Below are 25,003 nucleotides of genomic sequence, written 5' to 3' on the forward strand. Positions count from 1 at the left end.
TCAAACTAACTCAACAATATTCTGGTTGTGACCAGAAACGGATAGGTCTGATATTTAAGGTATAAAGTGAGTTCAAATAAACCACTGCGAACAGCTATAGGTTCATCAGACTCTCAATTGACTCTTCAAAAGGAAGGTTATAGGAATTAATCCCATAGCCATCGGTTGCGTCAATGTAGATATCAGTAATCTTTGACTGCCCGTGGTATTCAATCACGCCAAGAGATTGTTCCACTGTTTTGCAGATTAATGTTGAGTTATCGTTAAGCCTGATAGTGCAAGATTGTAAGTTCATAGCCAACTCCCTGTTAGTGCACTTTTGATTGGTTTCGCCAAGGGAATCCTTCCCTCTCAACTACTAAAATTAGTTAAGGCTTTATCAATAAGCAATTTGATGTAGGGAAATTTTGCAAATTAACGCTTTAGTATTAAGTTCCGAAAATGGCGAGTGCCACTGGAAAACCACGGTACACTCTAAAAGAGTTGAGAGTTGAGAGTTGAGAGTTGAGAGTTGAGAGTTGAGAGTTGAGAGGGATGATGACAGACAATTTTGAGCAGTTTCAATTAGCACGGCAAACCCGTGATGCTCGCTTTGATGGGCGTTTCTTTGTTGCAGTAAAAACGACGAAAATCTTCTGTCGTCCGATTTGTCCGGCGAATTTACCCAAAGAAGAGAACGTTGAGTACTACACTAATGCTGCCCTCGCGCTACAGGCAGGTTACCGACCATGCTTGCGCTGTCGACCAGACAGTGCACCTAACTCATGGGCTTGGCAGGGAAGTAAAACCACTTACCAGCGAGCTCTCGGTTTGATTGAACAAGGTGAATTGCAGCAAGGCTCGTTACAAACATTAGCGGAACGGTTAGGCATTTCCGATCGTTATCTGCGTCAACTGTTTGAACAGAACTTAGGAATGTCCCCTAAGCAATATGCTCTCTATCATCAGCTGCTATTCGCGAAACAGCTATTGCATTCAAGTAGTATGAGCATCACCGAGATTGGCTTTGCGAGTGGTTTTAATAGTACACGTCGCTTTAATGATGCATTCAAAAAAGCACTACGGCTTTCGCCGAGTGATTTAAAACGTGAAGTGGCGAATGGCAGCGCACGTAATAGTTTAGAACTGAGTTATCGCGGCGCTTATGATTGGCGCTATACCCTCGAATTTTATCGCCTACGAGCGGTTCAAGGGCTCGAAGAGGTCGGTGAGAGCAGTTACCAACGTCATGTGCAAATCAACAATAAACCGGCTTGGTTCCACATCGATTTTGCAGCAAAAACCAATAAGGTGGTGTTGCAGTTTGAATTGGCGGATATCAGCCAGTTAAAGCATCTTGTCACCAATGTCAGACGCATGTTTGACCTCGATGTTGATGTTAATCTGATAGAGCAGCATCTAGAGCAACTTGAGCCGGGGTTAGTGATTCGTCATGGTATTCGTATGCCCGGGGTTTGGAGCACTTGGGAAGCGGGTGTTAGGGCGATTCTCGGTCAGCAAGTTTCAATCAAAGCAGCGATTGGTCAGTTGAACTCGTTGGTGTCGACTTTGCAGCCGCACGGTGCCACGCATTTTCCTACTCCCCAAGAGGTGAGCAGCGCTGATTTGGGTTTCTTACGCATGCCGCAAAGTCGCCGTGATACGCTCAAACGATTTGCCGAGTTAATCGCAGCTGAACCGGAAGCGGAGTTTGAAAAATGGCTGGCGCTTAAAGGGATTGGTCCTTGGACGGTAAACTATGCCGCGCTGCGCGGTTTATCTGAACCCGATCGATTCTTAGAAGGTGACTTGGTGGTGAAAAAAGCGCTTCAACAATTCACTCAACTTAACAAAGACAATGTTTCGCCATTTGGCAGTTACGCGACCTTTCATTTATGGAGTCACGCAGGATGAATCGCTTTACAGTGATAGATACCCCATTAGGTAAGATGACCCTTCAAGCCAACCAACATGGTTTACTCGGCGCTTGGTTTGAAACCCAAACTACACAGCCGAATGAATTAGGGGTACGTGATGATGAGTTTGCCTTGCTGCATGAAACCAAAGTTCAACTTGATGAGTATTTTGCCGGTATTCGCAATCAATTTGATCTACCGCTCGCCGCTCAAGGGACCGCGTTTCAAACTCAGGTTTGGCAAGCTTTGACTACGATTCCTTTTGGTGAAACTTGGAGCTATCAACAATTGGCGGATGCCATTGATAATCCGAAAGCGGTACGCGCAGTGGGACTGGCGAATGGTAAAAATCCGATCTCGATTATTGTTCCATGCCATCGCGTAATAGGTAAAAGTGGTAAATTGACTGGTTATGCGGGTGGCGTTGAGCGCAAAGCGGCGTTACTTAAACTGGAAAATATTGAATTTGATGTTTAGTGTTGCTCTGGCTCGCGGTAGCGATCGGGATTAAAGAGTGGTTTGCTTGGCATAAAATAGCCGCACGCTTCACGGGTGGCGAGGGTAGGTTGTTGCCAAGCTGCACAGAGATCTTTGTCGTTAGCGCGCGCGCGAGTAAATTGCCGACACTGTCCACATTTAAACATCATTGAGTCCCTTCAATTTTGATGCTTAGAGTGTATGGCGATTTACCAAGGGAAAAATTGATCTATCGCCTGAATTGGTTTTTAACTACGACTTTAAATCGTACTTTCAAATCGCACTTTCAAATAAGGTTAAATAAGAGCGATGTTCAAGATCTTGAAACAGTAAACCAAATTGCTGCGCTAGCTGTTCCAACTCACTTCGGTAGCGCGCCAACGCACTCTCGTCGTCCGTCATAATGGCGAATTCGGCGAAGTGACCTATGTTGGCTAACTGATCAAAGGTGATATGGAATGGTCCAATAAAGTAGATGCTGCGTGTTTTCTGCGTGATTAATCTGACTTGATACCCCATATTTTCCAGCATGCTACGCGCATTCGCTGAGTTGGTAATATTGGTCGCTTCACAGCGGTCTGCTTCGGGTCCTTTTACAATCCACAATTTGATCCCAGACGGCTCCATCTCACGGATTGAAACGGTTTTAGCTTGCTGCTTGAGGGTATGCTCGGGAGTGTCAAAGTACCAGTCGGTTTCTTGGTTTTCATGCACCATAACTTGATGCTCAAGAGAGTTAAGGACGCGATAAAACGCATCCTTATCTTTGACTCGGAACTTCAACTCGACTTCATATTTCCCTTTGAAGTGTTCTTGGCTCATTCGGCGTCTTTCTGTACTCGTTTGCTTTTTGGCACGTAGTTGAGAATTGAAATTGGCACAGGTTTGCGTGGTGCAAAGCCTTCAACTTCGCGGCGTTCAATCAGGTGACCAAGACGGCTTTCAATCATGCATAGATTCTTGAAGTTATCTTTAGATACGAACGAGATCGCTTCGCCTTGCGCATCCGCACGACCAGTACGACCAATACGGTGGACATATTCGTCAGCTGGGAACGGTAAATCGTAGTTAATTACGCGAGTTAAGCCATGAATATCGATACCACGCGCGCCTACACCGGTTGCGATCATGTATTGAATCTTGCCAGCTTTGAAATCTTCTAGCAGTTGACTACGAATGGCTTGGCTACGCCCACTGTGGAATGCTTCGGCAGCGATGCCACGCTTCTCTAATTGTTGAGCTAGTTTTGCTGCGCCATGTTTGGTCTCGATAAAGATCAACGCTTGGTCCCAATTGTTCTCTTTGATTAGGTGTGCCAGCAGTGACGATTTCATGTCTTTATCAACGGTGATAAGCCACTGTTCGATATTCTTTTTCGATGCTTGGTTTGCTGCAATCGAGATCTCGTATGGGTTGTGTACCGCGGTTTTGGCAAGATCACGTACTTTGTTTGACAGTGTTGCTGAGAACAATAAGTTCTGAATATCGGTTGGCAGACGATCGAGGATCTTGTTGATGTCATCGATAAAGCCCATGTCTAGCATGCGGTCAGCTTCATCAAGTACTAATACTTCGACTTCTTCGAAGTAAACCGCGCGTCTAGCGTACATATCAAGTAGACGACCAGGGGTTGCCACCAAAACATCAACGCCTTCGATTAACGCCTGTTTTTGTGCTTTCTCGTCAACACCGCCATACATAGCTAATGAAGTCAGTTTTAGATGTTGACCATATTGGCGAACTTTTTCTTCTACCTGGATGGCAAGTTCACGGGTCGGCGTTAAGATAAGCGCGCGAATACGTTTTTTACGTTGCGTTTCACCTTGGCTTAACTTTTCTAGAATGGGTAATACAAAGCTTGCCGTTTTACCCGTGCCTGTTTGCGCGGCTGCAATTAGATCTTGTCCTTGCAGAATCACAGGAATCGCTTTGGTTTGGATATTGGTAGGCTTGCTGTAACCCAATTGTTGGATAGCGTCTGTGATAGGTTGGCTTAAGCCGAGTTTTGAAAATGGCATGCTTTCACTCTGTATAAATGACCAAAGGGGCTAGTGCCCCTTATTTGCGTTGAGTTTAGCATGAACAGGCTAAATTTCTTTCTCTATTTTGTCCGCCATTTTATCTTCAAGTTCTTCTTTGTTCTGCTCGCCTTTTTTGAGCATGTCATCGACTTTTTGGTCTTCTTTATCCATCTCTGCCTTTATATCAGCCTCGGCTTTATTTACGTCAGCTTCAGCTTTGCCCATTGCACTATCACGTTTATCCATCATTTTTTGCTTCGATTCATCCATCATATCGGTTTTACCGTGATGATCGGCAACCACTAAAGGCGTAAATAGAAGTGAACTAAGCAGAGCTGCCAAATAAGGGATTCGATTCATAACATGACCTCCTTTGATAAAAGTCTTATTGAGTATTGACTAAATAGTCGCCATTTTCCTGTTATAAGCCGATGACTGGTTAGATGAAGGAAGTATTAATTTTGCTGGTTAGACGGTGCTAACCAGCAAAATTAAACAGAAAGAGCAGGTTAGAATAGCGCGCTATTCATCCAGAGGTGGGCGGCAATACTGGCAACATACCCAAGCCCGATGACCGGCGCCCATTTTAGATGACCAAAGAAGGTGTACTTGCCATGTGCGGCGCCCATAAGCGCAACACCTGCCGCAGAGCCGATAGAGAGCAAACTACCGCCGACACCGGCAGTTAAGGTGACCAGTAACCAGTTACCCATCGACATTTCAGGTTCCATAGTCAGTACCGCAAACATGACAGGGATGTTATCGACAATCGCAGACAATATCCCCACCATGACGTTGGCCCAGATTGGATCCCACTGGTAGTACATGATCTCTGATACCATGTTGAGGTAACCAATCAGGCTCAAACCACCAACACACATGACCACGCCGTAGAAGAACAGTAATGTATCCCACTCGGCATGGGAGACTCGGCGAAATACATCAAATGGTACCACTGAGCCTAAACGTTTGAGCGCTAGGTCGTCGCGGTTAGCAATGGCGACTTGTGCTTTACGAGCTAACGAACGCTTAAGCGTGCGACGCAGGAAGAAACCGAAAAATTGCAGATAGGCGAGACCCATCATCATACCGATCACTGGTGGGAAGTGCAGTACCGCATGGAAAGCGACCGCAGTAGCAATGGTGAGAATGAACAGCGCAACGATACGGCGTGCACCACGTTTGAGCTCAACATGCACGTGGGCGACGTTAGGCTTAGCATTAGGAATAAACCAAGACATGATCACCGCAGGCACGATGTAACTGATCACTGAAGGGGTAAAGAGCGGCATAAACTCAGAGAAAGAGACGTGACCTGCCTGCCAAACCATCAGTGTGGTGATATCACCAAATGGGCTAAATGCGCCCCCTGCGTTTGCGGCTACAACGATGTTAATACAGGCGAGGTTGATAAAACGCGTGTTATCGCCGCCAACTTTCATCACTACGGCGCACATCAGGAGTGCGGTGGTGAGGTTATCGGCAATCGGTGAAATAAAGAAGGCGAGAATACCAGTGAGCCAAAATAAGGCTTTGAAATTGAAACCTTTACCCACCATCCAAGCTTGAAGCGCATCAAACAGCCTTCGCTCCTCCATGGCGCTGATGTAAGTCATGGCAACCAGCAGGAACAGTAGCAGCTCGGCATACTCGAGTAAGTTGTGCTCTAATGCCGCATGGGCAACATCCATTTGTCCTTGTTGTGAGTAGACATAACCGACCATCGCCCAAATGATACCAGCAGCAAGCAGTACCGGTTTGGATTTGCGCAGCTGCAAATACTCCTCGAGCATAACTAGGGTGTAGGCAAGACCAAATATAATTAGCGCAGCGTAACCGACAGTAGAGTGGGTAAGATCAAGAGGGGATACGTCGCTGGCTGCGAATACGGGGTAGGGCAAAAATATTAGACCGATAATATACGGCCACAAGCTTTTCATTACTTCAACTCCTTGAAAATTCGACTTTACAGTGTTGTTTCAACGCTCGAACCAAAGATTATTGATGCAGTCTCACAGCTTGCTGCATATATCTTATTGTTCGTCTTCCCGATTTCACTACAGAGTTGGCGACTGCAGCGGTTTCAGCTCGGTCTGACGATTTAATTTGTTATTCAGGCATGAATTGACTCGGCGCGGTTTAAGAAACTGCGCACATTCTAAAGACCTTTTTACAGATTGTTTGTGAGGTAAGTGGTATTCGACTGAATCTCTTAGAATTTAATAAATTATAGGAATTTTATGAATGTTTGTGATGTGCAATGTTATGAGCTTTGAGTGTAATTAAATTCTAATTTTGCTTCGTATCACAAAATATGACACTAAATTGAAGAGTATGAACAGATTTAATCTCGGCTTGATACGGATCAGATTTCTAGCACAATAATTCCCACAAAATTCGTCAGGGTTACTAACCTGACGCTGACATAAAACGCTTTTTATAGAACGAATTTTCCAGCGATTGCGTTGTAGCTCTGTTGTTCTATCTAATTAATAAGGTGTAAATATGTCCACTCCTAACCCAATTGAGCGCAAGGTGACATGGGGATGCTATGTCGCACTCGCATTCGCTGTCGTATTTTTCTCAGGCTTAATGCAATCTAACGAATGGTACGGTGTATTCGACTTTACCACGCTAAATGGTTCGTTTGGTAAAGTTGCATATGGCGTGCAAGAAACCGCTGAAGGTGTTGAAGCGGCAACCACGTCATTCCGTGGTAAAGGTGGTAGCGGTGCGCGCGATGGCTTTATCTTCGCATTGACGCTGATCCCAACGGTTATGTTCGCACTAGGTGTGATTAACGTTCTTGAGCATTACGGCGCACTAGATGCAGCGCGCAAACTGCTTTCTCCACTGCTACGTCCACTGATGGGTATCCCAGGTAGCTCAGGTCTAGCGCTAATCGCATCGCTACAAAGTACTGATGCAGGTGCAGCAATGACTCGTCAGCTTAAAGATGAAGGTCGTCTGACTAAACGCGAGACTGACGTATTCACTATGTTCCAATTCACTGCAGGTGCGGCGATTGTTAACTTCTTCTCATCTGGTGCGGTGCTATTTACGTTAACTTTGGCTGACGGCTCACTGGCTGTGTCATCGTCAATTGGTTTGGCTGTAGGTGTGATGTTCCTATTTAAGTTTATCGGCGCGAACCTATTCCGCGTTTACCTAAACATCACAGAAGGCAAAGAAGACAAAAACCAATCAGCTGAGCTACAAGAGGAAGCAGCAAAATGAGCGAAGTAAAAGCAAAGAAACCTATGGTAACGGACATCTTCGTTGAAGGTGCGAAAAAGGGTTGGGTAATTGCGACTACCTCTACAGTACCAAACGTATTGATGGCATTTGTGATCATTAAAGCGCTGCAAATCACGGGGGCGCTGGATCTAATGGGTACTATTTTTGCGCCTATCATGGCAGTTTTCGGTCTTCCTGGCGAAGCGGCGGCAGTGCTAATTGGTGCTTGGATGTCTATGGGCGGTGCAGTCGGTGTCGTTATTACGCTATTTGACCAAGGCATCCTAAACGGTGCGCACATCGCGATTCTTGCTCCGGCTATCTACCTAATGGGCTCACAAGTGCAGTACATGGGTCGTATCATGGGTCCTATCGGCACTGAAGGTCGTTACATTCCAATTATGATCGCTATTTCTGTACTGAACGCGTTTGGTGCAATGTTAGTGATGAACCTATTTGTGTAAGGAGTGATGATGAACTTTTCACTTGAACAATATTTAGCAGAGCTGCGTCCACTGATTGATGTGGATTGCGGCACTTACACGCTAGAAGGCATTGAGTTTATCGCTAGCCAATTTGAAGCGAAATTTGCTGAGATGTCTGGTTGGAGCGTGAAGCGTATCGATTGTGGTAAAGCGGGTGTCGGTCTAGAGATCCGCAACCAACCAGAAGCAGAGATGATTGATGTGATGCTGATTGGTCACATGGATACTGTTTTCCCAGTAGGTACAGCGGCTGCACGCCCAATGACCACGGATGCTGATAAAGCATACGGTCCTGGCGTATCAGATATGAAATCTGGTCTGCTAAATGTGGTTTACGCGGTGCGTAACCTAGACCAAGCCGTCTTGGATAAGCTATCTATCTGCATCTGCATGAACCCTGATGAAGAAACCGGTTCGACTGATTCGGTTGAATGGCTGCAATCTGTGGCGAAAAATGCGCGCAACGTATTGGTTGCTGAAGCGGCTCGCGCTGACGGTAGCCTTGTAAAAGCACGTAAAGGTCTAGCAGGTTACAAGCTAACCTTTAGTGGCAAAGCAGCCCACGCAGGTAACGATCCGCAAGCAGGTCGCAGTGCAATCACTGAGATGGCAAACTGGATCTTAGCCATTAATGCGATGACTAACTTCGAGTCAGGCACGACACTTAACGTTGGCGTTGTGAACGGTGGCACAGGGGTGAATATCGTTCCTGACCACGCGACAGCATTAGTGGATGTACGCTTCTGGAGCAACGACGAGTATGCGGATGTGGATGCGAGGCTAAAAGCGATGCTTGAAACGCCGTTTGTTGATGGTGTGACGATTACGCTAGAGCGTGAAACTTACAAGCCATCAATGGTTGCAACTGATAAAACTCATGCGCTAATGGCGCTGGTGGAAGAGTCTGCACAAGAGCTTGATATCGCGATCGGCTGGCAAGAAGTCGGTGGTGGTTCAGACGCAAATAACACCGCAATTCTTGGTGTTCCAACTCTAGACGGTTTTGGTCCGATTGGTGCTGGTTTCCACAGCGATCTTGAATACTTGCAGTTAGATTCAATTGAGCCACGTATCCGTATGCTGATGCGTGTGCTTGAGAAAATCGCCGCTTAATAAGCTCAAAAATTTAGTCAAAGTTCCCCTAATATCAATCCCCAAGCTTAGGTTTGGGGATTTTTTTATTTTGATTAATCTTAGGTTCATCTTGACTCATCTATGCTTAAACACATAAATAGAACTCGAAGTAGATAGAGTGAGGAGGAACAGATGACCTCATTAACTAATGACAATGTGGCTTTAGATCTTGAGCAAGGTGTGGCTTTGCAGCTAGAGCAATCACAAGCCCCTGCGCCAGATGAGAAAACCTTTTGGCATAAAATGAAGAAATCCGCCAAGCGTGCAGGCGAAGAGCTTGCGGTGATGGGGATTAAATCTTGGTTAGCAGTGGCTGACTCGAACACTTCAGTGCGCCATAAAGCGGTGCTAGGCGGCGCGCTCGCTTATTTTGTGTTACCAACGGATATGGTACCGGATGTGATGGCAGGTGTGGGTTTTACCGATGACATGGCAGCACTAACCTTGGCTGCAAATTCAGTAGGTAGCGCAATTACCGATGAGCATGAAGCGCAAGCGCGTGATAAGTGGAGCTCAATGACAGAGTAACTGCTTTATCGTTAGTCTATCGCCTAACGCTTTCAAATTTCATAAAAAAACCACCGCACGCGGTGGTTTTTTACACTGTAAAGTAACTTTACGCTTGGCTTCGTTTGAGATGAACTTCTTCTTCTGCAACACCAGCTTGAGGGTCATTAAAACGAGCCTCATCCAATGCGCCTTCCGATTTCGCGACAATAATAGTCACTGCGCTATCACCGGTGATATTTACCGCAGTGCGAATCATATCCAGCAGACGGTCAACACCCATAATCAGAGCAATACCTTCTAGTGGTAGACCAACTTGGTTTAGTACCATCGCTAACATCACCAAACCAACGCCAGGGACACCAGCAGTACCAATCGACGCCAGTGTTGCTGTCATGATCACCATTAGGTAATCCATCATGGTCAGATCAATATTGAACGCTTGAGCGATGAAGGCGGTAGCAACACCTTGCATGATTGCTGTGCCATCCATGTTGACTGTTGCGCCAAGTGGTACAGTGAACGAGGAAACGCGGTTCTCAACACCCATTCGGTGCTTTGCTGTTTCCATAGTGACTGGAATGGTGGCGTTTGATGAAGCCGTTGAAAAGGCAAACATGATCGCATCTTCCATCTTACGTAGGAAGGTAATCGGGCTAAGACCGGTAAAGCCTTTTAGCATCACACTGTAAGTCACGAGACCATGCAGCAATAACGTACCTGCGAGTACTAAGAAGTATTCTGCTAGGTTGATGATGGCACCTAAACCAATATCGGTGAACAGTTTTGCCATTAGGAAGAACACACCAAAAGGTGCCAAGTTCATCAAGATAGCCACAAGCTTCATGATCACTTCATTCAGATCTGAGAAGAAATCAGCGATGCGTTCACCCGGCTTACCTGCTGCACTGATGGCAATACCAAACAGTACCGCAAACACAATGACTTGCAGGGTCTTACCTTCAGCCATTGCGCTGATAGGGTTGGTTGGGAACATATCGATGATCACTTGACCAAGCGATGGCGCTTGCGCTGATTGGAATGTGCTAGCTGCGGTCAGATCAGCACCTGCTCCTGGTTGGAATAGCGTACCCATCGTTAGCGCTAAGGTAATCGCGATAGCAGTGGTGGCGATATAGAAAGCGAGGGTTTTACCACCCATGCGACCAAGGGTTGAAAGGTCTTTAAGAGAGCTGGTGCCACACACCAAAGAGACAAAGACTAGCGGTACAACTAGCATCTTCAAGCTAGCGACAAAAATCTGTCCACCAACTTCAAACAGTCCATTTACTACATACTCGTCGACAAATCCGCTGTCAGCAAACAGGGCTCGAATGGCAAAGCCCGTCAAGATACCCGCTACCATGCCTAAAATTACGCGGCCGGTGAGCGACATCGGTTTCTTGGTATTCATTTTGAACACTCCTTATAGTTTTACCCCTCCAATGGGGAGGTGCAGGAGGTTAGCAGTGGAAAGAGTAAAATAAGAAGGAAAAAGGTTTCTTTGTAGTTATAGATGTGATCACAATCACTAAATAAATGTGATTTATTTCATATTTAATGTGTATATTTTGCTTCTTATCATCATTAAATGGTGATTTTACGCACAATGTGTGTTGTTTGTTATGACGGAACTTCGGATAAAATTAACTAAAGTTGGCTTAAGTTCGTTTAAAATTGGTAATTTTTGTCGAAATTTGGCGAAGTTTGGTTTGTGTTCGCTAAAAGTGCTCGCATCCTGATCTCAAGGGAGCGATGATTAGTCATAGGTATCACAGCACTAAGCCGTTACAATGTAATTTGTTTAGATTTGAGAGAAGTCATTGATGAAGATTTGGGTTGATGCGGATGCTTGTCCGGTTGTTATTCGCGACATTCTATATAGAGCGGCGCAACGCACCGGCGTAGAGGTGACATTAGTTGCCAACCAGTTTATCCGTACACCAGCAACAACCAACATCACTATGCTGCAAGTAGAAGCAGGTTTTGATGTGGCAGACAACGAGATTGTGAAGCGTTCACAAGCAGGCGATCTGGTGATTACCAGTGATATTCCACTCGCTGATGAAGTGATTACCAAAGGTGGTCATGCACTAAGCTCACGCGGTGAACTGTTTACCAAAGAAAACATTAAGTCGCGTCTCAACATTCGCGATTTTATGGAAACGATGCGCAGTAGCGGTATTCAAACCGGAGGTCCAGCACCTCTAAACCAAGCCGACCGTCAGCAGTTTGCTAACCAACTTGATAAATGGTTAGTGCAATGGCAACGCGCGCAAAAGTAATCTGATTTTTCCGGCTGTCAGCACAGTTTTTGTTCAGAGTTGACTGTTTTGATAGCCGTTGCCCTCCATCCCATTTACCCTGTGATTGCCACACTTGATGCTGCTGCTATGCCAAGAGATACCTTGCCTGTTATAGGCTATAAGCAACCATAAGTGATTTGGTCATAACGAAAAACAACTAATAACTAATAAGCAATGTGGCGATCTTTTATTTGCGATTCCTAGGAGAACGACATGGAAAACAAATGGGAAGACTTTGCCAAGAACTTTGAACAGAGTAATAACTATGTGGTTGGTATAGATGATATTAACCGCGTGAAGCAGCGCTTGGCGCGACACCGTGAGCTTGGTGATGTGCTTGAATTGGGCTGTGGTAACGGCACCTATACGTCGAGCTTATTAGCGTCAGCCAAACGAGTGGTTGCCACGGACGTGTCACAGCAAATGCTGGAGGTGACTAAAATTCGCTTTGAACAAGAGCCTAAAGTCGTAGTTGAGTTAGCCGATTGCTTTGCTCTTAGTTATCAAGATGCCAGTTTTGACACGGTCTTTATGGCTAACTTACTCCACGTTCTCCCCAATCCTGAGCAAGCATTACATGAGTGTATGCGAGTGCTTAAACCTGGCGGACAGCTGATCGCGGTTAGTTTTACTCTGCATGATATGAGCTTTTTCAATAAGCTAGGATTGAAATATCGCTACTTAAGAAAATACGGCTCTAAAAAAAGTAATAACTCAATCGTGATGACGCCCGTACTTGCCCACGAACTGGCGGCATCGGCAGGCTTGCAAAATATCGCAACAGAAATGCTAGGTCAGAGAGTAAAAGCCGTGCATTTAAGTGGCGTGAAGTCAGAGCATGAAGAGTTAGTGGCAGGGTAGCTGCCACTAGATTTTGCGTGTTGATAGCACATCTTTTAGGCTTAACGCCATCAGCATTAGGTTAGTAGTCCCTGCCAGTAGCTCAATGATCTGTACCGTATAGAAAGTAGCACCAAAATCACCTTGGCTTGCTAGTGAGTTAAGGTATAACGCAGCAGGTAGCAGAACGACCAAGCCATTGATGGCAATAATAGGCATGCGTTGCTTTTTACGCCCAATCGGACCGACGCCCATTTTGACTTTAGGTGCCAATTTCGCGCCCGTCGCACCTGTTATCGCCATAAGTGGTATTAATCCCCACACGGCATAAGCGATGGCTTGTTTTACCACAGCAACCGTTTGTTGCGAGGCGAAGAGTTCGCTAACTAAGGTTGAGCTAAAAAAGCTAGCGATGGTAATGAATGCCAGCACGGCACAGCTTCGATGCAGAGTTTTAAGTTTGCGGTTCATACTTGTGTTTCCTCATCTTTAACGTGAACGATAACTACGGTGACAACTGCGGCAGGTATCTTCTGCTCGCTCAATCCCTTCTTCAGCCATATCAACCTTGCGCTGCTGGCTGGCTTGATACAGCTGACTAATACCTTGATCCATTTTCGCCATTAACTGTTCAAATTTGGTGGGATCTTGCCAGACTTTTTCGTTCGCTTTACTGCCATCATGGCTACCTTGAGGAAAGCTTGTGGTTAAGGTTTGGCTCGCATTAGTCAGTTGTTTCGCGACTTGTTCAATTTGTTGCCAATTGGTGTCATCGCCGTCAACAAGATCGCTGGCGTTATCTAACTGTTCTTCAATCAGGCTGAACGCCTTTTGACGCGTTTCGATGACATCCGCGTAGTTATTTGCCCAAGTAACACTTGGCAGTAGCAATGTTAGTAGCAAGAGTGTTTTGTTCATTTTTAACTTCTCATCAGTGGGTCTACAATTAATTTACACAACAATAGTTGCGTGCGCAACTATTGTTGTGTAAATTAATTGGCAAGTAAAGCTAAGGTGACCAAGGAATGTGCCTTAAGTAACTCATTCAATTATGAAAAGCGAAAGGTAGAATATGAAAATTAAAGTATGGGATGGCGCTACGCGTCTTTATCACTGGACTCAGGCGGGGTTATTTGTCGCGCTGATGGCAAGCGGCAAGTCGGGTAATGGACCACATATCGAGTTAGGTATCGCGTTGCTTATTCTGGTGATTTGGCGCTTAATTTGGGGTTTTGTCGGCAGTGAAACCAGTCGTTTCAGCTCATTTATACGCTCGCCAAAACAAACTTGGCACTATGTGACAGGCAAGATGACAGCTCGTCTTGGGCACAACCCCCTTGGTGCTTGGATGGTGGTTGCGTTAGTGGTGAGTTTGCTATTGCAATGCCTTTCTGGCTTAGCCTTGGCGGGGTTACTTGATGGTCTACCTATGGCGCATGTTTGGCTAAATGATGACGTGTTTGCGTTGTTGGAGTCATTACACTTAATTCTGGCTAACTTACTTCCGGCGTTGGTTGCTTTGCACCTAGTTGCGATTCTGGTCTATAAACTGCGAGGTAAGCCTTTAGTTAAAACAATGATTACGGGCTTTACTAAACCCACGGACTTTCCGTCGGCTGAGCAGCAGTCATTCGATCAATTGTTATCACATGAAATCGCTACTCAACCACAAATCGCTTCACCAACATTCGCATTTTTGATGCTAGTTGCTGCGGCATTAGTTACTATGGCAATTATTGCATTTTCAATTTAGTGATTCATGGTAGTGGTATGAGCGAGAAATTTGATCGACAAACTAGCTTTGGTTGGATGATAAATGTTGTCGCAGGTAGAGCGGAAAAAGTATTCGATGCTGAGCTGAAAAAGTACGGCTTAAGCGTGGCGCTATGGCCAACCATGATGTGTTTATGGGAAGAAGAAGGCGTGACACAGCGGGATATTGCCGCCAAGTCGAAAGTAGAAAACTCAACCACGACGCGCACGCTGGATAAATTAGAAAAGCTCGGTTTGGTGGAGAGACGCGCCGACCCAAATAGTCGCCGCTCTCACCGCATTTTCCTGACCGAACAAGGGCGAGCGCTTAAAGCGACGTTAATTCCTATTCCGGTGGCTGTTAATCAGCAGATGCTAAGTAGTCTCAATCAAGACGAACAGCAGCAGATGATCGCTTTACTGCAAAAAATGGTGGCAGCGATTTAGTCGTTATCTTATCCGTTTACCGAGTTATGTAAGTTTGCAAAACTCGGTTTGCTGATCAGTTTCGCCACGCTGATGTGGTTGAGTACGCAATTAAATGGCGAGTGGCGCATAAAGTCGAGGGTCGGCTGCTGCGCACACTGCTCAAATAATTCGGGTAGACGGAATTCGACGTAATCTAGGGCGCAATGCAGGTAAAGTGCCGTAAGTGTTGCAGCTGGTGCTTCTTCGCTCTGCTGTTTTTCTAGATGGTGGTTTAACTCTACCAATGCCCTTTGCACCGCGATGATTGCACGTTGGTATAGTTCATTTGGCAGTTCAATAAAGCGTCCTAAGGCGACGGATTTAAAACTGATTTCCATCAGAGTTTTCGCCATGCCAGTCAAAACGGCTTCCCCTTCGTCTGCCATATTGAGCGGCTGAACGGTTTGAGGTTGATAGCGGGCAATGAGGTAGTGGCAGATGGTTAAACTTTCGATGATGCTGTGGCTACTATCTAACTCCAGTGTAGGAATCATACTAAACGGATTCACTTGCAATAGTGCTTGCGGAGATGCCCATGGATCAACCCAGATTAATTCAAATCTCTTTTCCTCCGTTAGCAGGGCGGTTGCCAGCGCAACGCGTGAAAAAGGAGAGGTATCATTTAAGTAGAGTTTCATTGGGCTTCCTTAATGACTTGGGGTGACTAAAATAGGTCAGCACAGCGGCGAGTACGAGAGCGCACGTGCTGGTAATAAATAGTGGCTGGTAGTTAGTAATTTGGGGAGCAAGGTAAGCGTACAAATAGCCGAACACGCCTTGAGATAAGGCAAACGCCATGGTGAGCATGCCCCATGCCTTGGTATTAAGTTCATAACCGACGCACTCAAGTGTATAAGCAGAGATGAGTGCCACCACGCCGGTAGTAAACAGACCCACCAGTAAAGATGACAGCATCAAACCCGCGAGATTAGTGGTGAGCGTTGGTAACAATACCCCAGTCGCTTTTAACAGGAATACGCTGCATAAGGCGAGCTTGAGATCCAGTTTATCGCCAATCGAGCCGACTAATATGGGTCCTAATGCCGCACCAACGCCAAAAATCGCCCACATTGCCCCGCCCAAGGTTAACGACCTATCAAGATCTCGCACGATAAAATCGACCCAAAACAGCGTATGTGGCAGGTAACCTATGGCATCAAAAGCATAAGCACACACCAGTAGCCCGAGTGTTCTTTGCTGTGACTTAGATAGGGTATTAAGTTTGGCTGAGGAGGGGCTAAAATTCGAATTGGTTTCGGTTTTTTGCCAAGTGGACCAAGTCGCAAAGGTGGTGGCGAAGGTGATGGCGGCAAGAAGTAACCAAGCAGCAGATATGCTCTGTTGCAAAATGATTGGCAGCAAGCAACCAGCAAGCATGACGCCAAGCCCAATGCCAGAGAATATGATGCCACTAATACGCGCTTTGGTTTCCGGCGGATGTAAACGCACAATCAAAGGCGGAGCGAGGATCATCAGCATCGCACCGGTTAACCCTGCCATGGCTCGTAGTAGAAAATAGTAACTAAAGCTGATGTCTTGCAAAGCGCAGCCGAGAAAGCTCAAACTGCTGAGTAACATGGCTACGCGGATTAAGCTGACCGCGGTGAAGTAGTGCGTTAGATATTGGCACAGTGGGGCACCGAGAATATAACCGATGAGGGTAGCCGCCCCCAAGTAAGAGGCTTGCGCTTCATCGAACCATCCTGCATGAATTAAAGCAGGCATCATCGCAATGTAAGCAAATCGCCCGATACCATTACCTACTAGGGTTGCACCGAACCCTGCCATGGAATAGGCATTAAATAACTGGGGACGAGAACGCGTTAAGTTGGGGCTGTGCACCTTGATTCCTTGCCTATACATCTAGGTGAATGTTGAAAGAGATGTTTGACGGCATCTCTTTCAGTTTGTCTTCAGCACTAAGCTTCTCATTTTCGAGAGATATGCGCAGTTAGACTTTAGGTCAACAAGCCTTCGTTTTATTTTGCATCAGACGGTTTATTGGTAGCGATAAGGCGCGAGCTTTTTCTGATTAAACTCATCGATATCATGCCCAATCCAGATTTCAGCTTGCTTTTCTTTTAGCAGCTGCTCAACACGGGCAAAAGATGCTTTCGTTTGTTCAGGCTGGTTAAAAACAGGGATCGCTTTTTGATCTCGGTTTTGGTGTGAGTGATAGAGATCGCCGCTGAGCACGATCGGTCCGTAGTTTGGTAGGTCAACATAGAGCGCTTGATGCCCCGGTGTATGTCCAGGTGCGGAAACAATCACGACAGAACCATCACCAAAAACTTGATGGTCACCCTTAATGACTTCTACTGAGTCTTTAAGATTCTGATATTGGGTTAGGTCAAATCCAATCTTGGCAGAGATCTCTGCATCAAAGGCAACTTGGTGTTCACTCTCTTGGATCAGCCATTTAGCCGAACTGAATTGGTTGGCGTTACCGGTATGATCGGCGTGTAAGTGCGATAGTACGAGGTAGTCGATATCATTCGGCGCAATGTTCATTGCGGTTAGTTGCTCGTGAAGCGTGATAGGTAAAGTGAAATGAAAAGCGCCACCCATGACTTCCATTCCATCCGCGAGCTTGTTTAGTCCATCATTAAGACCGGTATCCCATAGCAATGTCCCTTTGGGATGCTGGATTAGATAGCAGCTATTGGCTGACTGGAGCGGATGATCATCAGAGATGTTTGGGTTAAACATACTAGGCTTGCGAGCTTCGATTCTGCCGCAATCGAGCACACTGATGGAAACATCCACTTTGCCATCACTATTAAAGTGATCAAATCCATTAGCCAATGCGGTAACGGGCAAGGCGAGGCTGAGTAAAAGTAGTCGATTGTTCATCAAGATTATCTCCATTTTCTTGAAGTGACGTGTAAGTTGCCCCAGTCTAGGTAGTTTTGAGTGCAGCAAAAACGGCATAATTTGGACAGTGGATTCCAATAATGGGACGATAGCGTGAACTTTAACGACCTTCTGATCCTCAAAACCATTGCTGAGCGGGGGAGTTTTGTCTCTGCGGCAGAACATCTTGATTTACCCACCAGTACGGTCAGTCGACGTATTGCCGAGTTGGAAAAACACCTTGGAGTGAAGTTGATTCAACGCACTTCGCGTACCGTGCAGTTGAGTGAGTTAGGGCAACTATTGAACCAGCAAACAGCGCCGCATCTTGAGGGTTTAATTGATAGTGTGACCTTTCTGCAGGATCAACAAGAGCATATCAGCGGCAAAATGGTGGTGGTTTCGCCCATTTTCCTTGGTTACTTTCGTCTCTCGGAATGGCTAGGGGAGTTTCAAGCGCGTTATCCAAATCTGGATCTTCATTATCGAATCAGTAACAGTATCGAAGACATTCATACTGAACAGGTTGATTTAGCGATTCGACCTGGACCACTCAAAGATTCTGCTTTGGTCGCTAAGTTTCTTTATCAGCCTGAGATGCGTCTCTACGCCGGTCTTCCATGGATAAAGAACAACACCTTGCCCACCCAACCCAGTCAACTCAATGGCTTAAAGTCACTGACCGTGCCTTACTTTGCCAAAAGCTGGAACCTCTATAAAGGAACTCAACCCAGCAACAATAAGACCCATCAGGTGACAACGGATTATCGTACATACGCGAATGATTTTGGTCCGGTCGCCGAAGCTCTCGCGCATAACTCGGTAATCGGAATTTTGCCAAGTGTGTTTGGTGATGAGCTCGTCAAGCAGGGGAAATTGGTGAAGCTGTTACCTGAGTATCAAGTTGAGCCACCGGGACCCATATACGCCGTTTATCCTTCTAAACAGTTTTTGCCACGTAAAACACAGTTGTTAATTCGCTTCCTAGCCGAAAAGTTCGCTGCACTTTAGTGAAAGAATGATTATTAAGTTAGATAAAATTAGGTGGTTATTTTCACTGTCCGAAATTAAATAGTGATAATTTAAATAATAAAAGTGTGAGCATGACTATATAAATAAATCCAATAACGGCTATTATTGTCGAAGTTAATTTCTGTTCACTTACTCAAGTAGGCAATCATGGTCGGTATTATTAGCAAAGCATATGTGCAAGGGAAGACTCTGTTCTTTTCTACACTTGCATTGCTTGAAAATGCCGGCGTCTCGCTTGTTCCGGAAACGGAAGCCCTTAATCAGTCTGAGCTATGTGAGTGGGATGAATGTGATCAGTTTGCATTGCAATGGGCGCAGCTTTGGCAACAAGTCATTGTTGCAACTCCATGCCATGCGCCAGTATTTAATTTCCAGAAGTTACTTAGGAAATCAGCTCAAAACCAAGCTATAGCAATGTTTTTGGTGGCGGGGACTAAGCAACGTATCTGTGCTGAACGTGGTTCGTCGATTTGGCAAATGCTCGCATGTCAGCGTCAATTAGGTGATCCTGATCATGCGCTGTTCTCTACTTTTGCTCGCATTTTATGTCTATCTAAATCATTTCCACATTCTAACGCCTTAGTCTTTTCTTCGATTTATCCCATTCTAAAATCAGTGTCTAACGCTGAGCGTTTTCGATTCGTTGTACCTAGTAATAAACCACCACCCTAAATCATTAGTTATCTAGCGCATATTATTTAAGACTGTTTTTATTGGATTGTATTTATATATTTTCCAAGGGTTATTTTTGTCTTGAATATAATTGCCGTCTCACTTCGTTAGTTATTTTGTTCTTAAGTGTTTAATAAATATAAATCCAATAATTGGAGAATTACCCAATGAAAAAATTTAAGTTAAGTGCTACTGCATTGCTGTTGTCAGCGTGCTTTGGCCAAGCTTTTGCTGCTGAATCTGTACAAGTTGCTTTTATGCCAGACATCCATTTCCATGACGTTTATGGAGACTTTCAAGATGGTAGCTTTACCGGACTGAAAAATAGTCATAGTGGGGAGAATGCGACGATAAGAACCATGCATGCTCAGCTAACTTCGACTCGTCTTTTCAATGAAAACTATTTTGCGTTGTTAGCGGCTCTTGATGATGCAGTAAAACGTGGCGTTAAGTATATCGCTTTACCAGGTGACTTTAGTGATGATGGTCAACCCGTACACATTCGAGGGTTACAGAAGATTCTCGACCATTATGCGAATAAATATGATATCGAATTTTTTGCCGCCCCAGGGAACCACGATCCAGTGCGACCATACGATAGACCTAGCGGTGAAGGCGATTTCCTAGGTAGCGACGGTAAGACTCAACGTATTTTTAGTAAAGGTGCTAACGAGTGTCAGGGCTATGATACGCCATCAGCCGTTATTGATGCGGGACATGAGTTACCGACTATTTGTACCGAAGAAATACGTGAATTGGGTTATGAGGGCTTAATGGCTGAACTTAGCCAATTTGGTTTCTTCCCACAAGCCGACAACCTCTACTGGGAAACACCGTACTCGACCTACAACCAAAAAGAATATCAGTTTGATGTTGCCAAGCAGCAAGCAAATTATCAACAGCGCCAGTATGAAATCTGTCATCAAGGTACTGGTGGTGACTATAAACAAGATGGATACACATCGTGTTTTATGGTGCCTGACTCCTCTTATCTGGTGGAGCCTGTGGAAGGCTTATGGCTACTGGCTATCGATGCGAACGTTTATATCCCGAATGCCGATGCAGATACATCCAAGCCAGAGCTAGCAGCTAACTTTGGTGGGTCGGGTAACTCAGGTTATAACAAAATGTTGACCCACAAACAGCAAGTGATTGCTTGGATGGAAGATGTGGTCAAACGTGCCGATGCACAAGGTAAAACGCTGGTTGCATTTAGCCATTTCCCGATGACTGAGTTTTACAATGGCGCCGCGGAAACGATCGAGGATATCTTTGGTGCAGGCAAGTTCCAACTGGCTCGTTCACCAAAAGAGGATGTCAGCCAAGCATTAGCTAAAACGGGCATTAAGCTACACGTTGGCGGACACATGCACTTCAATGATACTGGTGTAAAACACTATGACGATGGTTCATTTTTATTCAACATCCAAGCGCCGTCTATGGCAGCTTATGTCCCAGCATACAAACTACTGACTTTTGAAGATAACAATAAAGTCGAAGTTGAGACGGTGATTTTGCAGGACGTACCTCGCTTCAACGAATTGTTTGAACACTATGAAAAAGAGTGGCAGCACCTAAATGCTAAAGGTGAGCAAGGTCTTTGGAACAAAGAGGTACTCTCTTCTAAAGACTACTACGAATTTACCAATTGGCATATTACTGAGCTCACGCGCATGCGCTTTTTGCCGAGCGAATGGCCTTGCGACTTAAAGCAGATGGTGTTTGCTCTCGATGGTCGTCAGATGATGGTGCTGAGTCAATTAGAAACCTCAATAACTCAAGATCAAGTTGCCAAGCTTACGCAAAATCGTCAGGCGATTGAGATCTGCCAAGAGCAGCCAGTTAAGTTTGAGCCAAATCAGATTGATGATCCTGCATTTAATGCCGCTTGGCAGCAAGCTGAGCGCAAAGCCATTGAGCTTGCGAAGCAGAATGGACTAGAGCTAGACGATTTTGCCAACTGGAATGGCTTTGATCTCGCGGTGGATTTTTACCGCCTACGAAACGCTGATGAACTGGCATTTAAAGATATTGATAGAAATCGAATGCCACAATATGAGTTGATTGCACAGGCATTGGCGCCACATGCACAACATGACCATGGTTCAAATGATTTTGGGGACGTGTTTAAGCAACGCTTTGGCGGACTATTTGGCATTTTAACTAAGTTCGCGAATGGTCAACCTAGCTTCCACTTCGAGTTGGATCTAGGGAAAGGCACGATTTCAGATTTGAATAAGTAACCGCGGAGTGGTGGGGAGACCCACCACAGCTCAATTAAGGAGTTATAAAAATGAATAAATTAGCACTTTTGATCTCTTATATTCTATGTGGTTCAGCGGTGGCAGCCGACTTTAATGTGATGTCATTTAACATTCGCAACAGTAAAGATAGCGTTGCTGGCAGTGAATATGATGGCAAGAATACTTGGGAAAATCGCAAGCAAATCGTGACTGAGGTTTTCGCCGAGCAAGATATTGATATTGCTGGGCTTCAAGAGCCCTTTAGTGATCAGTTAGTTTATCTGGCACAACACTTACCAAACTATAGCTGGGAAGGCGTGGGGCGAGATGATGGCAATGCTCTGGGTGAAGCGGTACCGATTTTTTATCGCAATGATAAATACGTAAAGTTGGCAGGAGGCACATTCTGGCTATCTGAAACTCCACAGGTGGTGGCGAGTGTTGGTTGGGATGCTGAACTGACGCGCATTACCACTTGGGTGCGACTAGAGGAGATTGATACCGGTAAGCGTGTCATCGTCTTTAATGCTCACTTTGATCATGTTGGTAAGCTGGCTCGCCAAGAGAGTGCAAAGTTGTTGAGTGAAAAAGCGAAGCAGATCAGCGGTGGCGAAGGCGATGCGGTGATTGTTCTAGGCGATCTGAACTTCGAGCGCAGTGATGTGGACTCATACCGTGCGATCTCCAATCTGTATCGTGATGCCAGAGATATCGCCAAAACCCCATTTACCGGTGTGAATGGTGATGAAACCCAACGATATACCTATCATGGTTATGGTAACGCGAAAACAGAAGACATCGACTATATCTTTGTTGACGACAAGTTAGCGGTAAACCGCTTTGAGTATAAAAATGTCATTAAAGAGGGTATCTACGCGTCGGATCATCTGGTGGTAATGGCTAATCTGGAGTTTAGCCAATAGGGATGCTAAGTAATCTGTTATCAACAACCTAAGTTTGTTGTTATGGATTACTTTTATTCATGTTAGGTTGAAATTATTTGACTCGATTTTTATATTATTTAATTAACTATGAGAATCGAGTCACGAAACACTTTTAATTTTTAAATTACTATTTATTGGTATTTTTGATTGGTGAATGAAATGTCGAATAACATTAACAAACAAGTTGCATTAGAGGCGTTTAAGCAAATATTGCTTATGCTTCGTGCTATCTGTTTGTTTTTTATTCCCCAATCGATTGACTCTGGTGAAGCTTTGTCTGTTGCCCCTGCTAGTGAGCAGGAAAAAGACGAACTTAACCTAGCAGATCAATATGCAAGCTTGTGGGAAAAAAGCGCTGAATTGTTACCGCCATTTACCCATTGGTTCCGTTCTGTAGAGAAAACAAACTTAAACCATGATCTGACGATTGCGGTTAAGCATGCCGCTTTAGCAATGAATGCCCTAGGTTTCGTTGCTTTGGTTGGTTTCACACAAATTTTAAAAACTTGTCAGTACTCAGTGCTGGAGAAAGCAACAGCTTTCGTAAAATTTATTAATAGAGATATCAAAAACACACAACTAGCGTTCTCGCGGTTGTGTGTTTTTTTTTACAATAAAAAGAGGAACACACAATGTACATCGTATGCGTAGCCGCTTGCCCTACTGGCGTTGCACACACTTATATGGCTGCTGAAGCTCTTGAAGTGAAAGGCAAAGAGTTGGGAATTGAAATTAAAGTCGAAACTCAAGGTAGCATGGGCGTAGAAAATGAAATCACAGCAGAAGATATCGCACGTGCAGATGCAGCAATTATTGCAGCAGACGTGGCGATAAATGGTGCAGAACGTTTTGCATCGCTACCTAAAATCGAATGTAAAGTCGCAGACCCAATCAAACATGGTGACGCACTATTTGAGGCGCTTACCGCGGAGGTTCAGTAATGTCGCAATTTAACCCAGGACAAAAATCGGTCGGGACCGAACTTAAGAACGCCATAATGACTGGCGTATCATATATGCTGCCTTTCATCATCGCCGGTGCGGTGCTGATGGGAATCGCACGTATTGGTGCTTCTTTCTATGGTGTAGACAACATTTGGGATGCTAGCCATGCGGAATCCGTCCATGGTTTGGTGCAAATATTCCATGACTTTGATGGCTTTGGTGGTTTAGCACTATCTTTAATGCTTCCTGTAGTGGCGGGTTATATTGGTTTTGCAATCGCCAATAAACCTGCGATTGCTCCAGGTATGATTGGTGGTCTACTTGCTGGCAAGTTAGGAACCGGTTTCCTTGGCGCATTGGCGGCAGGTTTACTGGCTGGTTACATCGTTAAGTACCTTGCAACCAAGATTAAATTGCCAAAAGCTCTCGCGTCTGCTGGTCCTATTTTCATTATTCCTGTTGGCGGCACGCTGCTTGTTTGTGCACTGATGTCTTATGTGATCGGCGACCCTATGGCAGCACTTAACCGTGGTCTTGAAACTTGGTTGCTTTCTATGTCCGATGGTAACAAGGTTATCCTAGCGGCTGTTGTGGGTGGCATGGTTGGCTTTGATTTAGGTGGTCCTATCAACAAAGCGGCAGTAACGACAGCGATGGCTCTGCTCGCTTCTGGTATCTACGATCCAAACACCGCCGCTCAAGTAGCTATCATTATCCCACCAATTGGTATTGGTGTGGCGACTCTGATTTGGCGCACGCGTTTCCCTGAATCTCTACAAGAAGCGGGTAAAGCATCAACATTGATGGGTTTAATTGGTGTCTCTGAAGGTGCGATTCCATTCGCGTTAGCAAATCCGAAAATTATTGTGGTGAACGTGGTCGGCTCTGCGGTAGGTGCTGCTCTAGCTGTTGGTCTAGGTGCAGTAAATAAAGCGCCTATATCCGGTTTCTACGGTTGGCTTGCGGTTGAAAACTGGTTTGTGTACGTGCTAGCGATTGCGGCAGGTTCTGCAATTATCGCAGTGGGCTCACTGCTCGTATTTAATGGTGAAGCGAGCAAGCCAGAAGTAAAGAAAGAAAGCGCGCCTAAATTCACCGTTTCACGTTAATTTTTATTCCTTTCTGATTTGAGGGCTATGCTGCCGTAGCCCTTTTCCACTCTTTTTGATGTATGGAGCGTTTTGCTTCAGGGG

General features: G+C 45.3%; 29 protein-coding genes. 17 read left to right on the forward strand and 12 right to left on the reverse strand.

What is annotated here, in order from left to right; all coding sequences use genetic code 11:
* Positions 1-94: 94 nt before the first annotated feature.
* Positions 95-295: a hypothetical protein gene (locus GZN30_RS15270; protein ID WP_075648224.1), complete on the reverse strand. Its 201-nt coding sequence runs from the start codon at positions 293-295 to the stop codon at positions 95-97.
* Positions 296-537: 242 nt separating this feature from the next.
* Here GZN30_RS15270 and GZN30_RS15275 point away from each other — a divergent pair, with 242 nt between their 5' ends.
* Together GZN30_RS15275 and GZN30_RS15280 are read left to right on the forward strand one after the other, a co-directional pair.
* A complete protein-coding gene (locus tag GZN30_RS15275; protein ID WP_075648223.1) occupies positions 538-1,893 on the forward strand; it encodes a DNA-3-methyladenine glycosylase 2 family protein in 1,356 nt (451 codons plus the stop codon).
* Entirely contained in the window at positions 1,890-2,372 is a 483-nt protein-coding gene (locus GZN30_RS15280; RefSeq protein WP_075648222.1) for a methylated-DNA--[protein]-cysteine S-methyltransferase, read from the forward strand. Before GZN30_RS15275 ends, GZN30_RS15280 begins: the two co-directional genes overlap by 4 nt.
* On the opposite strand, the gene GZN30_RS21300 is transcribed toward GZN30_RS15280, so the two are convergent.
* From GZN30_RS21300 to nhaD, 5 genes are all read right to left on the reverse strand, one after another.
* Positions 2,369-2,539: a hypothetical protein gene (locus GZN30_RS21300; RefSeq protein WP_167521314.1), complete on the reverse strand. Its 171-nt coding sequence runs from the start codon at positions 2,537-2,539 to the stop codon at positions 2,369-2,371. The genes GZN30_RS15280 and GZN30_RS21300 overlap by 4 nt on opposite strands.
* Positions 2,540-2,645: 106 nt before the next feature.
* Positions 2,646-3,194 (reverse strand): class IV adenylate cyclase, encoded by a 549-nt coding sequence (gene cyaB / locus GZN30_RS15285; protein ID WP_075648221.1) that lies wholly within the window; start codon positions 3,192-3,194, stop codon positions 2,646-2,648.
* Complete coding sequence (locus tag GZN30_RS15290) at positions 3,191-4,390, reverse strand: DEAD/DEAH box helicase (protein WP_075648220.1); 1,200 nt, start codon at positions 4,388-4,390, stop codon at positions 3,191-3,193. The genes cyaB and GZN30_RS15290 overlap by 4 nt, the downstream gene beginning before the upstream one ends.
* Before the next feature lie 69 nt (positions 4,391-4,459).
* Entirely contained in the window at positions 4,460-4,753 is a 294-nt protein-coding gene (locus tag GZN30_RS15295; protein ID WP_075648219.1) for a hypothetical protein, read from the reverse strand.
* A 149-nt stretch (positions 4,754-4,902) separates the two neighbouring features.
* Positions 4,903-6,333 carry a sodium:proton antiporter NhaD gene (gene nhaD, locus GZN30_RS15300; protein WP_075648218.1) on the reverse strand — a complete coding sequence of 477 codons (1,431 nt, stop codon included), beginning with the start codon at positions 6,331-6,333 and terminating at the stop codon, positions 4,903-4,905.
* Positions 6,334-6,898: 565 nt separating this feature from the next.
* Between nhaD and GZN30_RS15305 the strand changes: the two genes are divergently transcribed.
* The 4 genes from GZN30_RS15305 (at position 6,899) to GZN30_RS15320 (ending at position 9,777) form a co-directional block, all read left to right on the forward strand.
* A complete protein-coding gene (locus GZN30_RS15305; protein ID WP_075648217.1) occupies positions 6,899-7,630 on the forward strand; it encodes a nucleoside recognition domain-containing protein in 732 nt (243 codons plus the stop codon).
* Positions 7,627-8,094 carry a YjiG family protein gene (locus GZN30_RS15310; protein WP_075648216.1) on the forward strand — a complete coding sequence of 156 codons (468 nt, stop codon included), beginning with the start codon at positions 7,627-7,629 and terminating at the stop codon, positions 8,092-8,094. The genes GZN30_RS15305 and GZN30_RS15310 overlap by 4 nt, the downstream gene beginning before the upstream one ends.
* Before the next feature lie 9 nt (positions 8,095-8,103).
* Positions 8,104-9,228, forward strand: coding sequence for a M20 family metallopeptidase (locus GZN30_RS15315; protein ID WP_075648215.1), 1,125 nt, complete (start codon positions 8,104-8,106; stop codon positions 9,226-9,228).
* Between the two features lie 153 nt (positions 9,229-9,381).
* Positions 9,382-9,777, forward strand: a complete 396-nt coding sequence (locus tag GZN30_RS15320; RefSeq protein ID WP_075648214.1) for a YkvA family protein — start codon at positions 9,382-9,384, stop codon at positions 9,775-9,777.
* A gap of 88 nt (positions 9,778-9,865) precedes the next feature.
* Here GZN30_RS15320 and GZN30_RS15325 read toward each other — a convergent pair whose 3' ends face one another.
* Positions 9,866-11,170, reverse strand: coding sequence for a dicarboxylate/amino acid:cation symporter (locus tag GZN30_RS15325; protein WP_075648213.1), 1,305 nt, complete (start codon positions 11,168-11,170; stop codon positions 9,866-9,868).
* A 412-nt stretch (positions 11,171-11,582) separates the two neighbouring features.
* On the opposite strand from GZN30_RS15325, the gene GZN30_RS15330 reads away from it, so the two are divergent.
* Positions 11,583-12,041 carry a YaiI/YqxD family protein gene (locus GZN30_RS15330; protein ID WP_075648212.1) on the forward strand — a complete coding sequence of 153 codons (459 nt, stop codon included), beginning with the start codon at positions 11,583-11,585 and terminating at the stop codon, positions 12,039-12,041.
* Between the two features lie 234 nt (positions 12,042-12,275).
* A complete protein-coding gene (locus GZN30_RS15335) occupies positions 12,276-12,923 on the forward strand; it encodes a class I SAM-dependent methyltransferase (protein WP_075648211.1) in 648 nt (215 codons plus the stop codon).
* A 6-nt stretch (positions 12,924-12,929) separates the two neighbouring features.
* On the opposite strand, the gene GZN30_RS15340 is transcribed toward GZN30_RS15335, so the two are convergent.
* Positions 12,930-13,373, reverse strand: a complete 444-nt coding sequence (locus GZN30_RS15340) for a hypothetical protein (protein WP_075648210.1) — start codon at positions 13,371-13,373, stop codon at positions 12,930-12,932.
* 18 nt (positions 13,374-13,391) lie between these two features.
* Entirely contained in the window at positions 13,392-13,820 is a 429-nt protein-coding gene (locus GZN30_RS15345) for a c-type cytochrome (RefSeq protein WP_075648209.1), read from the reverse strand.
* 160 nt (positions 13,821-13,980) lie between these two features.
* On the opposite strand from GZN30_RS15345, the gene GZN30_RS15350 reads away from it, so the two are divergent.
* Complete coding sequence (locus tag GZN30_RS15350) at positions 13,981-14,655, forward strand: cytochrome b/b6 domain-containing protein (RefSeq protein WP_075648289.1); 675 nt, start codon at positions 13,981-13,983, stop codon at positions 14,653-14,655.
* A 17-nt stretch (positions 14,656-14,672) separates the two neighbouring features.
* Positions 14,673-15,101 carry a MarR family winged helix-turn-helix transcriptional regulator gene (locus tag GZN30_RS15355; RefSeq protein ID WP_075648208.1) on the forward strand — a complete coding sequence of 143 codons (429 nt, stop codon included), beginning with the start codon at positions 14,673-14,675 and terminating at the stop codon, positions 15,099-15,101.
* 8 nt (positions 15,102-15,109) lie between these two features.
* Here GZN30_RS15355 and GZN30_RS15360 read toward each other — a convergent pair whose 3' ends face one another.
* The 3 genes from GZN30_RS15360 to GZN30_RS15370 all read right to left on the reverse strand — a co-directional run bounded on the left by GZN30_RS15360 (position 15,110) and on the right by GZN30_RS15370 (position 17,975).
* Positions 15,110-15,760, reverse strand: a complete 651-nt coding sequence (locus GZN30_RS15360; protein ID WP_075648207.1) for a glutathione S-transferase N-terminal domain-containing protein — start codon at positions 15,758-15,760, stop codon at positions 15,110-15,112.
* On the reverse strand, positions 15,741-16,910 hold the full coding sequence (locus tag GZN30_RS15365; RefSeq protein WP_232060554.1) for a YbfB/YjiJ family MFS transporter: 1,170 nt from the start codon (positions 16,908-16,910) through the stop codon (positions 15,741-15,743). Before GZN30_RS15365 ends, GZN30_RS15360 begins: the two co-directional genes overlap by 20 nt.
* Before the next feature lie 210 nt (positions 16,911-17,120).
* A complete protein-coding gene (locus GZN30_RS15370) occupies positions 17,121-17,975 on the reverse strand; it encodes an N-acyl homoserine lactonase family protein (protein ID WP_075648205.1) in 855 nt (284 codons plus the stop codon).
* Between the two features lie 114 nt (positions 17,976-18,089).
* On the opposite strand from GZN30_RS15370, the gene GZN30_RS15375 reads away from it, so the two are divergent.
* The 7 genes from GZN30_RS15375 to GZN30_RS15405 all read left to right on the forward strand — a co-directional run bounded on the left by GZN30_RS15375 (position 18,090) and on the right by GZN30_RS15405 (position 24,919).
* A complete protein-coding gene (locus GZN30_RS15375) occupies positions 18,090-18,986 on the forward strand; it encodes a LysR family transcriptional regulator (protein ID WP_075648204.1) in 897 nt (298 codons plus the stop codon).
* Between the two features lie 168 nt (positions 18,987-19,154).
* A complete protein-coding gene (locus GZN30_RS15380) occupies positions 19,155-19,679 on the forward strand; it encodes a hypothetical protein (protein ID WP_075647792.1) in 525 nt (174 codons plus the stop codon).
* Between the two features lie 167 nt (positions 19,680-19,846).
* Complete coding sequence (locus GZN30_RS15385) at positions 19,847-21,922, forward strand: metallophosphoesterase family protein (RefSeq protein WP_075647793.1); 2,076 nt, start codon at positions 19,847-19,849, stop codon at positions 21,920-21,922.
* Positions 21,923-21,972: 50 nt separating this feature from the next.
* Entirely contained in the window at positions 21,973-22,845 is an 873-nt protein-coding gene (locus GZN30_RS15390) for an endonuclease/exonuclease/phosphatase family protein (protein ID WP_075647794.1), read from the forward strand.
* A gap of 180 nt (positions 22,846-23,025) precedes the next feature.
* The gene (locus tag GZN30_RS15395; RefSeq protein WP_075647795.1) at positions 23,026-23,517 is read left to right on the forward strand and encodes a hypothetical protein; all 492 of its coding nucleotides are present in this window, start codon (positions 23,026-23,028) and stop codon (positions 23,515-23,517) included.
* Positions 23,499-23,807, forward strand: a complete 309-nt coding sequence (locus GZN30_RS15400; RefSeq protein WP_075647796.1) for a PTS fructose transporter subunit IIB — start codon at positions 23,499-23,501, stop codon at positions 23,805-23,807. Before GZN30_RS15395 ends, GZN30_RS15400 begins: the two co-directional genes overlap by 19 nt.
* Positions 23,807-24,919, forward strand: a complete 1,113-nt coding sequence (locus GZN30_RS15405; protein ID WP_075647797.1) for a PTS fructose transporter subunit IIC — start codon at positions 23,807-23,809, stop codon at positions 24,917-24,919. Before GZN30_RS15400 ends, GZN30_RS15405 begins: the two co-directional genes overlap by 1 nt.
* The last annotated feature ends 84 nt before the right edge of the window (positions 24,920-25,003 follow it).

Source organism: Vibrio ponticus (assembly GCF_009938225.1).
GTDB lineage: Bacteria > Pseudomonadota > Gammaproteobacteria > Enterobacterales > Vibrionaceae > Vibrio > Vibrio ponticus.